This window comes from Ancylobacter sp. GW821-FHT10E12, from assembly GCF_058809335.1.
This window is the reverse complement of record NZ_JBXASN010000026.1, coordinates 1-13350: the sequence shown is the minus strand read 5'-3', so window position 1 is coordinate 13350 and position 13350 is coordinate 1. Positions and strand designations below refer to the sequence as shown.

The 13350-nt window shown below is 70.5% G+C and carries 15 protein-coding genes; 3 read left to right on the top strand and 12 right to left on the bottom strand.

The genetic code is table 11. The features are described from left to right. Nucleotides 1-134: 134 nt before the first annotated feature. From AC1RU4_RS24850 to AC1RU4_RS24815, 8 genes are all read right to left on the bottom strand, one after another. Nucleotides 135-986, bottom strand: coding sequence for a C40 family peptidase (locus AC1RU4_RS24850; RefSeq protein WP_492894315.1), 852 nt, complete (start codon nt 984-986; stop codon nt 135-137). 100 nt (nt 987-1086) lie between these two features. Then, nucleotides 1087-1437 (bottom strand): MarR family transcriptional regulator, encoded by a 351-nt coding sequence (locus AC1RU4_RS24845; protein ID WP_492894313.1) that lies wholly within the window; start codon nt 1435-1437, stop codon nt 1087-1089. A 173-nt stretch (nt 1438-1610) separates the two neighbouring features. Beyond that, on the bottom strand, nt 1611-3002 hold the full coding sequence (locus tag AC1RU4_RS24840) for a leucyl aminopeptidase family protein (protein WP_492894311.1): 1392 nt from the start codon (nt 3000-3002) through the stop codon (nt 1611-1613). A 59-nt stretch (nt 3003-3061) separates the two neighbouring features. Further along, on the bottom strand, nt 3062-3652 hold the full coding sequence (locus tag AC1RU4_RS24835) for a histidine phosphatase family protein (protein WP_492894309.1): 591 nt from the start codon (nt 3650-3652) through the stop codon (nt 3062-3064). Next, nucleotides 3649-4269: a hypothetical protein gene (locus AC1RU4_RS24830; RefSeq protein WP_492894307.1), complete on the bottom strand. Its 621-nt coding sequence runs from the start codon at nt 4267-4269 to the stop codon at nt 3649-3651. Before AC1RU4_RS24830 ends, AC1RU4_RS24835 begins: the two co-directional genes overlap by 4 nt. Nucleotides 4270-4344: 75 nt before the next feature. Then, complete coding sequence (gene fabI, locus AC1RU4_RS24825; protein ID WP_492894398.1) at nt 4345-5142, bottom strand: enoyl-ACP reductase FabI; 798 nt, start codon at nt 5140-5142, stop codon at nt 4345-4347. Between the two features lie 128 nt (nt 5143-5270). Next, the gene (locus tag AC1RU4_RS24820; protein ID WP_492894305.1) at nt 5271-6281 is read right to left on the bottom strand and encodes a DnaJ C-terminal domain-containing protein; all 1011 of its coding nucleotides are present in this window, start codon (nt 6279-6281) and stop codon (nt 5271-5273) included. Nucleotides 6282-6491: 210 nt separating this feature from the next. Continuing rightward, on the bottom strand, nt 6492-6914 hold the full coding sequence (locus AC1RU4_RS24815) for an RT0821/Lpp0805 family surface protein (RefSeq protein WP_492894303.1): 423 nt from the start codon (nt 6912-6914) through the stop codon (nt 6492-6494). Nucleotides 6915-7046: 132 nt separating this feature from the next. On the opposite strand from AC1RU4_RS24815, the gene pdxH reads away from it, so the two are divergent. Together pdxH and AC1RU4_RS24805 are read left to right on the top strand one after the other, a co-directional pair. Further along, on the top strand, nt 7047-7670 hold the full coding sequence (pdxH, locus tag AC1RU4_RS24810; RefSeq protein WP_492894301.1) for a pyridoxamine 5'-phosphate oxidase: 624 nt from the start codon (nt 7047-7049) through the stop codon (nt 7668-7670). Between the two features lie 15 nt (nt 7671-7685). Further along, complete coding sequence (locus AC1RU4_RS24805) at nt 7686-8480, top strand: SDR family NAD(P)-dependent oxidoreductase (protein WP_492894299.1); 795 nt, start codon at nt 7686-7688, stop codon at nt 8478-8480. A 33-nt stretch (nt 8481-8513) separates the two neighbouring features. On the opposite strand, the gene AC1RU4_RS24800 is transcribed toward AC1RU4_RS24805, so the two are convergent. Continuing rightward, a complete protein-coding gene (locus AC1RU4_RS24800) occupies nt 8514-9485 on the bottom strand; it encodes a magnesium transporter CorA family protein (protein WP_492894297.1) in 972 nt (323 codons plus the stop codon). A gap of 176 nt (nt 9486-9661) precedes the next feature. Then, on the bottom strand, nt 9662-9901 hold the full coding sequence (locus AC1RU4_RS24795; RefSeq protein WP_492894295.1) for a hypothetical protein: 240 nt from the start codon (nt 9899-9901) through the stop codon (nt 9662-9664). 290 nt (nt 9902-10191) lie between these two features. Here AC1RU4_RS24795 and AC1RU4_RS24790 point away from each other — a divergent pair, with 290 nt between their 5' ends. Next, nucleotides 10192-10794: a L,D-transpeptidase gene (locus AC1RU4_RS24790; protein ID WP_492894293.1), complete on the top strand. Its 603-nt coding sequence runs from the start codon at nt 10192-10194 to the stop codon at nt 10792-10794. A gap of 120 nt (nt 10795-10914) precedes the next feature. On the opposite strand, the gene AC1RU4_RS24785 is transcribed toward AC1RU4_RS24790, so the two are convergent. Next, on the bottom strand, nt 10915-12297 hold the full coding sequence (locus tag AC1RU4_RS24785) for an aspartate aminotransferase family protein (protein ID WP_492894291.1): 1383 nt from the start codon (nt 12295-12297) through the stop codon (nt 10915-10917). A gap of 81 nt (nt 12298-12378) precedes the next feature. Further along, nucleotides 12379-13350, bottom strand: a 972-nt coding sequence (locus tag AC1RU4_RS24780; protein WP_492894289.1) for an extensin-like domain-containing protein, incomplete at its 5' end; no start/stop codon positions are given.

Sequence of the window (13350 nt, the reverse complement as noted above, 5' to 3'; positions counted from 1 at the left end):
TGTGTGGGGGCGCGCTTCTTCCCTCTCCCCGGCGGGGTGAGGGGCGGTCTGGGTGGGTGGGGCTCAGGCCCCTCACCCCAACCCTCTCCCCGACGGGGAGAGGGAGCCCGCGCGGTGATTTCGGGAAGCGCCGCTCAGAGCCGACGCACCGTGCGCACCGGCGCGCTGGCGCGTTCGATGCGCGCCAGCGCCGGGCCGAGCGGTTCGCGCACCACCGCCATGAAATGCGCGGTCGCGTGCAGCAGCGTCCGCTCATCCTCGACCATGCCGACATGGCCGGGCCAGAACACGAGGTCGCCGCGCCGGAGCGTGGCGAGGTCGCCGGAAAAGCCGATATCGGTGCCCAGCGCCCGTTCCTGCATGTCGCTGTCGCGCGGGCAGGGGATGCCGCACGCGGCGAGCGCTGCCTGCACTAGCGCCGAGCAGTCGAGCCCGAGGCTGGAGCGCCCGCCCCAGAGATAGGCGGCGCCGAGGAAACGCGCGGCCACCTCGACCGGGTCGGCCTCCAGGAAATCCAGCGCCGCGAGATGGCCGGCGAAGATGTAGCCGCCCTCCTCGGTGACCAGGAAGCGCTCGCGCGCCTCCGCCACCGCCACCCGGCTGCCCAGCGACAGCAGGGCGGAGGGCGGCAGCTTGATGCTGGGGCCGGGGAAGACCGGAGTGCGCAGCGCGCTCACCTTGTGGGTCGCGGGCGGGCCGAGCGGCGCCAGCGCCTCCAGCGCCATCCAGCCGACATAGGAATCGGCGTCGAGCTGCACCCAGGCCCAGCCTTCCTCGGTCGCCTCGTAGACGGTGACGGTCTCGCCGAACAGCGCCTCGGTCACCAGCGGCGCCATCGGGTCGGGATCGCGGGTGACGCCGGCGCGCTCGCGCGCGACGCGCCGCGGCGTGCCCTCGACGAACAGGTCGGCCTCGACCAGCCCCTCCAGATGCGCGGCGGCAAGGTCGGGGCGGGCCGGGGAGAGGCGGGGATCGAGCTCGGTCATCGGGTCAGGTCGGGCCGGGTTGGAGACGAAGCAGGGGCCGGTCGCCGGCGGCCTTCACCGGCGGCGCCAATGTCGGGTATCGGCGGCGGCACCGCAAGCTTCAGCGCGGCAGGCCGCGGGCGGTGGCGACGACGAGGTCGCCGAGCTTTTCGAGATAGAGCGCGCCTTCCACCGTGCGCTGGACGATGACGTTGCGCCGGTCGGCCTCGTCGCGCCGGCGCGAGACCAGGCCCAGCGCGCCCATGGTGTCGAGGGCGCGGGTGATCACCGGCTTGGTGACGCCGAGCCGGGCGGCGAGGCCGCGCACCGTATGCGGCGGCGCCTCCAGATAGACGCCGAGCAGGATGGCGAGCTGGCGCTGCGAGAGGTCGGGCGCGTCATCGCGCACCTGCGCGAGCGCCAGCTCGTGCAGCAGGCGCAGCGCCTGCGAGGCCCGCATCTCGACCGCCATGGTCCACAGCCTCCGAGGCCTCACGCCTCCGCCCGTCCGCCCGCAATCGTTACGGCTACGGATTGTTCGCCAGACTACAGGGAGGCGACCCGGCAAGAAAAGCTCGACGCGCGAAAATGGTTACAAATTCGCGCTATGGCCCTGGCCGGGCCGGCTTCAGCGGTCGCGCCGCGTCAGCCGTAGCGCTCGGCCAGCAGGGCGTCGAGGGCGCGGATGACCTGCGCCTCGCCGCCTTCCGGCCGTCCGGGGCGCGAGGAGGGGTTCCAGGCGAAGATGTCGAGATGCAGCCAGGCGCCGGCGCGCTCGACGAAGCGCTGCAGGAACAGGGCGGCGGTGATGGAGCCGGCAAAGCCGCTGCCCGGCGCGTTGTTCATGTCGGCGATCGGACTGTCGAGCATGCCGGCATAGGGCTTCCACAGCGGCATGCGCCAGAGCGGATCGGCCTCGGCGGCGGCATGGCGGGCGAGCTCGGCGGCGAGCGCCTCGTCGTCGGTATAGGCCGGCGGCAATTGCGGGCCGAGCGCGACGCGGGCGGCGCCGGTCAGGGTGGCGAAGTCGATCATCAGCTCCGGCGCCTCGTCGTCGGCGAGGCTGAGCGCATCGGCCAGCACCAGCCGGCCCTCGGCGTCGGTATTGCCGATCTCGACCGACAGGCCCTTGCGCGAGCGCAGGATGTCGCCGGGGCGGAAGGCGGAGCCGTCGATGGAATTCTCCACCGCCGGGATCAGCACCCGCAGCCGCACCGGCAGCTTGCGCGCCATGATCATGTGGGCGAGGCCGAGCGCATGGGCGGCGCCGCCCATGTCCTTCTTCATCAGCAGCATGCCGCTCGGCGGCTTGATGTCGAGGCCGCCGGTGTCGAAGCACACGCCCTTGCCGACCAGCGTCACCTTGGGCGCGTCGGCCTCGCCCCAGCTCATGTCGATGAGACGGGGCGCGCGCGGGCTGGCGCGGCCGACCGCGTGGATCATCGGCAGGTTGGCGGCGAGCAGCGCGTCGCCGGTGGTGACGGCGATGGCGGCATCATGGTCGGCGGCCAGCGACCGGGCGGCGTGCTCCAGCTCGACCGGGCCGAGATCGTTGGCCGGGGTGTTGACGAGGTCGCGGACCAGCGTCACCGCCTCCACCGTGCGGGCGAGGCCGGCCTCGTCGACGCCGTCCGGCAGCACCAGGCGCGGGCGGGCGCCGTTGCGGGCGCGGTAGCGCTCGAAGCGATAGGCGCCGAGCGCGAAGCCGAGCGCGGCAAGGCGCGGATCGGCCGGGCGAAGTTCCGCGGGATCCTGGGCGATGCGGTAGTCGCCGGCCGGCAGCGAGGTGGCGAGCTTGCCGAAGGCCAGCGGATCGCGCGGGGCCGCCTCGACGCCGAACAGCACGCCGGCAATGGCGCCACCCTCGTCCGGCACCACCAGCAGCGTGCCGGGATCGGCGCGGAAGCCCGACGCCTCGGCGAAGGCGAGCGCGATGGGCGGCAGCTCGGCGGCGAGCCGGCGCCAGTTCTGCGGCGTGACGCACCAGATCGGGCGCGGCTGGTCGGCGGCGTCGGGGCGGATCAGCACGGTCTGCATGTCTTGAACCTGCATCTCTTCAACGGACTGCCGCCTTCAACAGCCGGCGGCGGGACCCTTCACGCGACGGCGAGCTCGAAGGCGCCGTCCTCGATCAGATAGACCGCCCCCTGGCGCACCGGCAGGAAGGCGGCCTGCTGCGGCGGCATGCCGGTGAGCGCGTGCAGCATCGCCCGCACCACCCCGCCATGGGTGACCACCACGGCGTCGCGGGTGATCTCGGCCATGGCGGCCATCACCCGGACCGACAGCTCGGAATAGCTCTCGCCGCCCGGCGGGCGGTAATGCCAGGGATTGGCCCGGTGCTGCGACACCGAATCGGGGTCGCGCCGACGCAGTTCCGGCCAGGTGAAGCCTTCCCAGCGGCCGAAGGAGATTTCCTGCAGCCGCGGCTCACGGCGGAAATCATCCGGCGGCAGGCCGAGCTCGGCGCGCAGGATCGCCATGGTCTGCGCCGCGCGCGACAGCGGGCTCGCCACGTAGTCGGGCGGCAGCACCTTGCCGGCGAGCCGCTCGATGACGCGGGCGAGGCTGGCGGCCTGCTCGCAGCCGAGATCGTTGAGGGGAATGTCGTGGCCGCCCTGAAGGCGGCCGGCGAGGTTCCAGTCGGTTTCGCCGTGGCGGACGAGGAAGATGCGGCGCTTGGTCATTTCGCGGGAATGGCCACGACATGCGTGTAGCTGCGGCCGGAGCGCCCGACCTGCGGATAGGCGACGCGCAGGGTGGCGGTGGCGCCGCCGCGCGGCAGCCGGCCGCTGACGAACACGCGGGTGCCGCCGATGACGCGGCCGAGGCAGAAGGTGGAGCCGGCATCGTTGCGGCGGGCGGTGAAGCGGCCGATATCGGTGGAGAGGTTCACCCCGGCGGGGGCCTGCAGTACGGTGACGCGCGGCACCTGGCCGTCCTGGCAGCGGCTGTCGGCGGTGCCGGCGGCGAAGACCATGCGCCCCTCGCCGCCGCCGGTGAGCAGCGCGATGCGGGTGTCGCGGCGGTCGTCGATCGGCGAGACATAGCCGGGGAAGATGGCGCCGCCCGGCCCGAAGATGCGGTCCCACAGCGAATATTCCTGGAAGGTCGGCGGCACGCCGCGGTCCTGCACCGCCGGCGCGGCGGGCCGCACCGTGACCGAGGCGCCCGAGCCCGACTGCGCGAGCGCCGAGCCGCCGGCGAGCGCCAGCGCCAGCATCGCCGCGGCAAGGCGGCCGCCGATGCCGATGCCGATGCGGGGCAGGCCAACCCGAGGCTTGCCGACAGAAATCCTGGTCATCGCCTGTCTCCTGCCATCGCCTGCTCCTGCTATCGCCTGTGCGCCGTCCTCGTCCGCCCGCCGGCGGGTTTCCGGTCAATCGCGGTCGAGGGTGAGGTCCGGGGCCTCGGGATTCTTCATGCCGACCACATGGTAGCCGGCATCGACATGGTGGATCTCGCCGGTGACGGCGCGACCGAGATCGGAGAGCATGTAGACGCCGGTATCGCCGACCTCGTCGATGGTGACGGTGCGGCGCAGCGGGGCGTTGAGCTCGTTCCACTTCAGGATATAGCGGAAATCGCCGATGCCGGAGGCGGCCAGGGTCTTGATCGGACCGGCGGAAATGGCGTTGACGCGGATGTTCTTCGGGCCGAGATCGGCGGCGAGATAGCGCACGCTCGCCTCCAGCGCCGCCTTGGCGACGCCCATGACGTTGTAGTGCGGCATCCATTTCTCGGCGCCGTAATAGGTCAGCGTCAGCATCGAGCCGCCATTGGTCATCAGCTTCTCGGCGCGCTGGGCGACCGCGGTGAAGCTGTAGCAGGAGATCAGCATGGTCTTGCTGAAATTCTCCGCCGAGGTGTCGACATAGCGGCCGTCGAGCTCGTTCTTGTCGGAGAAGGCGATGGCGTGGACGAGGAAGTCCAGCCCGCCCATCACTTCGGCGGTCCTGGCGAACACCGCGTCGATGGTCGCGGGATCGGTGACGTCGCAATGGCCGACCAGCGCGGCGTCGAGCTCGGCGGCGAGCGGCTCGACGCGCTTCCTCAGCGCCTCGCCCTGATAGGTGAAGGCGAGCTTCGCCCCCTGCGCATGCGCGGCCCTCGCGATGCCCCATGCGATGGAACGGTTATTGGCGACCCCCATTACGAGGCCGCGCTTGCCGCGCATCAATCCCGCCGAAACCGTGCCCTGCTCCGTCACACCTTGCTCCGTCCACCCGCTTCAACGCCCGTCGGCGAGAGGTTCCTATCGCACAGCGGCGATGAGCGCTCAAGCGAGCCGGTGGCCGGCTCGCCTCAGGCCGCCTCGCCGGCGCGCTTGCGCATCAGCGCCTCGAGCTCGGGATCGGGCGTGTCGGGCAGGGCGATGCGCAGCGTGGCGAGGATGTCGCCGTCGGCGGTTTCGCCGGCCGGCAGGCCCTTGCCGCGCAGGCGGAAGGTGCGTCCCGAGCTGGTCCAGGCCGGGACGCTGATCTCGACCGAGCCGGTCAGGGTCGGCACGCGCACCTTGCCGCCGAGCACCGCCTCGGCCAGCGGCAGCGACACGTCGATGCGCAGGTCGTTGCCGTCGACGCGGAACTGCCGGTGCGGAGCGTAGGCGACCACCACATAGGCGTCGCCGGGCTGGCCGCCAAAGGCGCTGGGCTCGCCCTGGCCCTTGAGGCGCAGTCGGTAGCCCTCAGTGCTGCGCGGCGGGATCTTCACCTCCACCGGGCGGCCGTCGGGCAGCGTCACCTTGACCGGGCCGCCGCCGACGGCGGTCTCCAGCGGCACCGCGACCCGGATGTCGACATCGCTGCCGCGCGGCCCCTCGCCGGCGCCGAAGCTGCCGGAGGCCCCGCGTCGGCCGCCACGGCCGCCGCGTCCGAGCCCGCCGAGAATGTCGGAGATGACGTCGTCGAAGCCGCCGGCATCCTGGGCGCCGTGATGGCCGGCGCGCCCGCCGCCCTGGCCGAAGGAGAAGCTCTCGAAGATGCTGTCGTCGTCGGCGGCGCCACGGCGGAAGCCGCCGCGCCGGAAGCCGGCATTGCCGAAGCCGTTGCCGAAACCGGCGCCGCCGCCGGGAAAGCCCTCGAAGCCGCGCGGCTTGCCCTCGGCGTCGATCTCGCCGCGGTCGAACTTGCCGCGCTTCTCGGTGTCGGAGAGAATCTCATAGGCGCCGTTGATCTCGGCGAACTTCTCCTGAGCCTTCGGGTCGGAGGTGTTGGCGTCGGGATGCAGCTTCTTGGCGAGGCGCCGGAAAGCCCGCTTGACATCGCTCTGGTCGGCGGTGCGGGAAACGCCGAGTATCTCGTAAGGGTCGCGCATGGGTGCAGATCTCGTCCGGCGGTTCCGGGCTGTGCTCCCCATATGGAGCCGGTGTTGCCCGGATGCAACGGTCGAGCGCCCTGTCGAAACGGAAATCCGCCGGAATTCGTACGGCGTCCCCGACTTCCCCAGCTTAGCCGGAATTCGCCGCGCCGCGCGGAAATTCGCCCTGCGGCGCGCGAATTCGCCCCCTGCGCGGAAGCCGCCGGCTCAGCTGCGCTCCAGCAGCCGCGCCTGGTCGACCTGCCAGCCGCGGGAGGCGGTGCGGCACGCCTCGCCCTGCAGCCAGCTTTCGTCTTCGGCGCGCACGAAGCTGACCAGGAAGGCGCGGCACTTGCCGTCGCCGGAGCCGGCCAGCGGGGTGACGGTGCCGCGCGTGGCGGTGGAGGCGTTCTCCCACGGCACGCTCGGGGCGGCGCCGCGCTCGGCCAGCGCCTCGGCCAGCGCCAGGCGGGCGGCGACCCAGTCGTCCGGCGTCACGCCTTCCGGCACCGGCTCGCTCGACGAGGCGGCGACGGTGGCGGGGGCGATGGAGCCGGTCGCGGTGGTGTCGAGCCCCGGCGACAGGCCGGCGCAGCCGGCCAGCGCCAGACAGACGCCGATCCCGGCCAGCCCGCAGAAGAGCGGGCGCAAAAACGCTGTGCGCGATGCCGGCCGCCGACTATATGAGGGTCGAGGGTCGCCGGCGCCATCTGCCGTCGATGCCGCCCGCCTGATCGCTGTCACCATTGGGCCGCCCCCGGTCCCGCTGCCACTGAAGATGCGATGGATAAACAAGAACAGTTAACAGCCGGTGATTTCACCGCGGCCGACGAACCTTTCGCGCTGTTCGAGCAATGGTTCACTGACGCACAGGCCAGCGAGCCGAACGACCCGCACGCCATGGCGCTCGCCACCGTCGACGCGGACGGGCTGCCGGACGTGCGCATGGTGCTGCTGAACGCCCGCGACGCGCGCGGCTTCGTGTTCTTCACCAATACCGGCAGCGCCAAGGGAGGCGAGCTCGCCGGCACGCCGAAGGCGGCGGCGGTGTTCCACTGGAAGTCGCTGCGCCGGCAGGTTCGCGTGCGCGGTCCCGTCGAGCGGGTAAGCGACGCCGAGGCCGACGCCTATTTCGCCAGCCGCCCGCGCCTGTCGCAGATCGGCGCCTGGGCCAGCCAGCAGTCGCGCCCGCTGGAGGGGCGCTTCGCGCTGGAGACGGCGATCGCCAAGGTGACGGCGCAATATGCCCTGGGCAGCGTGCCGCGCCCGCCGCACTGGACCGGCTTCCGCATCAGGCCGGTGCAGATCGAGTTCTGGCACGACCGCCCGTTCCGCCTGCACGACCGCATTTTGTTCCGCCGCGAGGCGGACGGTGCGTCCTGGATCAAGACACGCCTTTATCCGTGAGCTAGACAGAGGCCCATGACACAGGCTTATCCCCCGCAGGGGTCGACATTCCCGGCTTCCAGATCGCAGGGCTCCAACCAGCCGCGGCGCACGCTGCTGCTGACCGGCGCCTCGCGCGGCATCGGCCACGCCACCGTCAAGCGGTTCTCCGCCGCCGGCTGGCGGGTCATCACCTGCTCGCGCCATGCCTTCCCGGAAAACTGCCCGTGGGAGATGGGGCCGGAGGATCATATCCAGGTCGACCTCTCCGACCCCGCCGATACGCTGAAGGCGGTCGACGAGATCAAGCAGCGCCTGCCCGACGGGCAGCTGCACGCGCTGGTGAACAATGCCGGCATCTCGCCCAAGGGAGGCGAAGGGGTGCGGCTCGGCACGCTGAACACGCCGGAGGAGGACTGGCGGCGGGTGTTCCAGGTGAATTTCTTCGCGCCGATCCTGCTGGCGCGCGGGCTGCTGGAGGAGCTGAAGCGCACCCATGGCGCGGTGGTGAACGTCACCTCCATCGCCGGCTCGCGGGTGCATCCCTTCGCCGGGGCGGCCTATGCCACCTCCAAGGCGGCGCTGGCCGGGCTGACCCGCGAGATGGCGGCCGATTTCGGGCCGCTGGGGGTGCGGGTGAATGCGATCGCGCCGGGCGAGATCGACACCTCGATCCTGTCGCCGGGCACCGAGAAGATCGTCGAGCAGATCCCGATGCAGCGGCTCGGCACGCCGGACGAGGTGGCGAAGATCATCTACGTGCTGTGCACCGAGACCTCGTCCTATCTGAACGGCGCCGAGATCCACATCAATGGCGGCCAGCACGTGTGAGGCGCCGGCGGCGGGCCCGCGCGGCCGGCCCGCCTACAGCCAGCGCTTCCACTTGAAGAACCAGTAGGGCCCGATGGCGGCGCCGAGCATGGCGAGGAGCGCCACCGGATAGCCCCAGCGGTCGCCGAGCTCCGGCATGTACTGGAAATTCATGCCGTAGATCGAGGCGATCAGCGTCGGCGGCATGAACACCACCGAGAGCACCGCGAAGATCTTGATGATGTTGTTCTGCTCGATGCCGACCATGCCGAGCGTGGCGTCGAGCAGGAAGGTGATCTTGTCGCCGAGATAGGACACGTGGTTGTTCAGCGAGGAGATGTCGCGCTGCATGCTCTTCAGCGTGGCGCGCTGGTCCTTGCCGATGCGGCGGGCCTCGCTCTCGGCGGCGAGGAAGGTGACCAGGCGGGCGATGGAGACCAGGCTCTCGCGCGCCTTGGAGGCGAGGTCGCCCTTGCGGCCGATCTGCCGCAGGATCGCCTGGTAGCGCTGGGCGCCCGGTTCGGATTCGCGCTCGAAGATCCGCTTGGAGATGACGTCGATATCCGCCGCCACCCGCTCGATGATGTCGGCGGTGCGGTCGATGATGGCGTCGAGCAGTTCCAGCACGAGCTGGTCGCCGCGCAGCCCGGCCGGGCAGGCGCGCTCCAGCTTGGCGATGACCAGGCTGAAGGCCTTCGAATCGTGGTAGCGCACGGTGATCAGCCGGCCCCTGAACAGGATGAAGGTGACCTCCGACAGCTCGGGGCGTTCGTTTTCGCTGTCGAACACCAGCGAGCCGGTCATGTAATGCGCGTCGTCCTCGACCCGGAGGCGGCTCGACGGCTCGATCTCGGCCATTTCCTCGTGGGTGGGGATGGCGATGTCCAGCGCCGCCTCGACGAAACGGTCCTCCGCCGGGCTCGGCTTGAACAGCTCGATCCAGGTCGCGTCGGTCGGCATGACATCACCGATCAGCACGTCGACGCGCCGCAGCGCGCCCTCGCGCAGGCAATAGGCGTGAATCATGGCGTCTCCCCGGCCCTCTAAGTCTGCGCGTGGCGATGGACCGGCCGCAGAACTGCCAGGCGTGCAGGCGGCCGTCGGGCACGCATAGCAGTTCTGCGGCCGCGTGTCGGGCCGGCTCGGTCGGCGCAGCGATGGGAAAGGGAGGGGCGGATGGCGGTCCGGCGGGAAGCCGGAAGTCAGGCCGCGAAGAACTCGATGTCCCGAAGGGTGACGATCTTGGGCTCGGCTGCCTCGGATTTCGGCACGGCAGCATCGGGAGCGCCGCGGGTGGCACCGGCCGCCGGGTCCGGGGCGGCGGCGTAGCGTGCCGCAGCGGCAACGGCGGAAATTCCTATGTCGCGCCAATGGGCGCTCTGTTGCGAACGCTCCCAGCGTCCGCGGCCGGGCTCGATTTCCCGGCTGTCCTCGGCTGACATGATATCCTCCTATACGTCGCCTGTCGGTCGACTGCTAATGAATTGGGCGACGACTGCGTCAAAAATAAGCAATTCGCGCCGAGTCGATAGGGGCGGGAGGAGATTGCCGGCAACTTGGTTAACTATTTGAAACGTTGCAACCTGAGTGATGTTTTTCGGCAACATTTTCGCGCGACAAACATGCGGCCGACGAATGGCCTCTTCAAGGCGAACCCGAGTTCGGCTAATTCGAGTACAGGAACTCGGCGGGTAATGCTTGCCGCTGCGGAAAGTGATTCGGAGAATCGAAAATGAATTTGCGTGGGGTGAGTGCGGTGGTGATCGCGCTCTGCTTGGGCGCCTGCAGTAATTCGGTGAAGGCTCCGGCGCCGGAAGCTTCCCTGACGCCCCGCGACAAGCAGTTGCTGGCGAAGGCGCCGTACGTGAAGGTGCTGCCGCCCGATATGTACCAGCGGCATATCGTCGATTACGCCGGGGCGGAAAAGCCGGGCACGATCGTCGTCGATACCAACAACAAGTTCCTTTATTTCGTCGAGGATGGCGGCAAGGCTATCCGCTACGGCGTGACCGTCGGCGAAGAAGGCCTGGCCTTCAAGGGCGAGGCCAAGGTGGGCCGCAAGGCCGAATGGCCGACCTGGACCCCCACCGCCGAGATCAAGGAGCGCATTGCCGGGGTGCCGAACTTCGTCGGTTCCGGCCCGCACAACCCGATGGGTGCGCGCGCGCTCTACCTCTACCAGGGCAACAAGGACACGCTGTTCCGCATCCACGGCACCAACCAGCCGGAATATATCGGCCAGGCGATCTCCTCGGGCTGCATCCGCATGCTGAACGAGGACGTGATCGACCTCTATACCCGCGTGCCGGCGGGCACCGAGGTCGTGGTGCTCTGAGCACCGCAGCCGACGGACGGATTTCGGACGAGGGCGCTGCCGCGGCAGCGCCCTTTTTCGTTGCGCGGGCGGGATGGCGAGGCGGGGAGGCCGGCGATCCTGCCGCCCGCCCCGCAGCCCTCACGCCGCCAGGTGCTGCTCGCGCACCGCCCAGTCGAGCGTGCTGTCCAGTGCGCGGGTGAGGCGGTCGAACAGTTCGTCGATCTCCGCCGGCGAGATCACCAGCGGCGGGCAGATGGTGACGGCGTCGCCGAACACGTTGCGCACGATGAGGCCCTCCGCCTGAGCGAACGCCACGCACTTGGCCGCCAGGCCGAGCTTGGGGTCGAACTGGCGCTTGGTCTTCTTGTCGGCGACCAGCTCGATGCCGGCCACCAGGCCCATGCCGCGCGCCTCGCCGACCAGCGGGTGATCCTCCAGCGCGGCGCGGCGGGCGTCGAATTGCGGGATCTTCGCCCGCACCCGCTCGAACACGCTCTCGCGCTCGTAGATCTCCAGAGTCTTCAGCGCCACCGCGGCGGCCACCGGGTGGCCGGAATAGGTGTAGCCATGGCCGAAATTGCCGAGCTTGCGGCTCTCCTCCACCATCGCCTGGTACATGTCCTCGGGGATCATCACCGCGCCGATCGGCTGGTAGGCCGAGGACAGCGCCTTGGCGATGGAGATCGAGTTCGGCTTCATGTCCAGCGCCTCGCAGCCGAAGGCGGTGCCGAGCCGGCCGAAGCCGGTGATCACCTCGTCGCCGATGAAGAACACGTCATACCTGTCCAGCACCGCCTGGATCTTCGGGTAATAGGTCTTCGGCGGCACGATGACGCCGCCGGCGCCCATTACCGGCTCGGCGATGAAGGCGGCGACGGTGTCCGGCCCCTCGGCGAGGATCAGCGCCTCCAGGTCGGCGGCGAGGCGGGTGGCGAAATCCTCCTCGCTCTCGCCCGGCAGGGCGAGGCGGTAATGGTGCGGGCAGGTGGTGTGCCGCACGCCGGCGATCGGCAGGTCGAAATCATTGTGGTTGCCGGCCAGCCCGGTGAGCGAGGCGGAGGCGATGGTGACGCCGTGATAGGCGCGGATGCGCGAGATGATCTTCTTCTTGTTCGGCCGGCCGAGCGCGTTGTTCATGTACCAGACGAGCTTCATCTGGGTGTCGTTGGCCTCGGAGCCGGAATTGGTGAAGAACACCTTGGAGATCGGCACCGGCGCCATCTCCTTCAGCTTCTCGGCGAGCTCGATCACCGGGTCGTGGCTCTTGCCGCCGAAGATGTGGGTGAAGGGCAGCTTGCGCATCTGCGCCGCCGCCGCCTCCACGAGTTCGTCATTGCCGTAGCCGAGCGCGGTGCACCACAGGCCGGCCATGCCTTCGAGATAGGGCTTGCCGTCGACGTCGTGCACCCATACGCCCTGGCCGCGCTCGAGGATAAGCGGGCCGGTCGAGCGGATGGTGTCGAGATTGGTATAGGGGTGCACCAGCGTCTCGACGTCGCGAGTCTGAAGGTTGGTCAACATGGGTGGGCTCCGAACCAGAGTTTCGGCGCTAGCCTAGTGCGCCGCGCCCGCGCCCGGAAGCGCGCCCTTGGTCGGGGCCACCTACTTTCGCGTGCCGCCGTTCGACCGGCCGGCCGGGGTGCCCGCCGGAGAACTGGCCGGAGCCTGGGCCTGGGCGTCGGCGGCGCCGGATTCCTCCGGTTCGGCCTCCTCCGGCTCCGCGTCGGCGGGCTCGGATGCGGCATCGTTCGCCGTCGCCGGGGTGGAGCCTGAAGCGGGCTTGCCGCCGCCACTCTTGCCGTCGCTTCCGGCCTTGGGCTTCTCGCCCCCGGCGCCGGGCGGCGGCGTGCCGGTCGCCCAGCGGCAGAGCACGAGGTTGTTGCGCCGCTGCGCTCGGTCCACATGCAGGTGCAGTTCGTGATAGCCGTCGGAACCCGGGCCGAGAATGGTGCCGAAATCGGCGCAGGCGCTGGCCTTGAGCTGCTCCTGGAAGGCGATCGGCATGGCCTGCGCGCCGGTGCCGCCGACCAGGACCGAGCGCCCGTCCGCCAGCGTGTAGCCGCGGGTGTCCATGGCGTTGCCCTGGCCGTGCTCGCTGATCTTGGCGCCCTTGATGCGGTTGCGCGGGCGGCACTGGTAGGCGGCGGCGACCTGCACCTTGGCCAGCGGGCTGCCGAGCGTCTCCACCGCCGGGGCGACGCCCTCGCGCAGCCAGCGCGCCACGGCGGCGGCCATGTCGCAGCGAAGCAGGGCGGCGGGCTCCAGCGGCACCAGGCGGCCGTCCTTCAGCTTCACCGCCGACAGCGTGACCGGCCGCTCGATGCGGCAGCCGGCGGCGGCGGTGGGGGCCGGCGCCGGCGCGAACACGCCGAGATCGCCGATGGCAAGCTCCGGGCACGGCATCGCCGACAGGCCGGGCGGGATCGGGGCGGCGATGTCCGGTGCGGCCGGCGGCGGGGTGAGCATGGCGAGCTGCGCGGCATCGGGCCGCGACGGAGGTAGGGGCACCGAGGCGGCGCCGGCCGGACCGGCGCGCGTGGGCGGGACGATCGCGCCGGCCACCTGGGTCGCGGG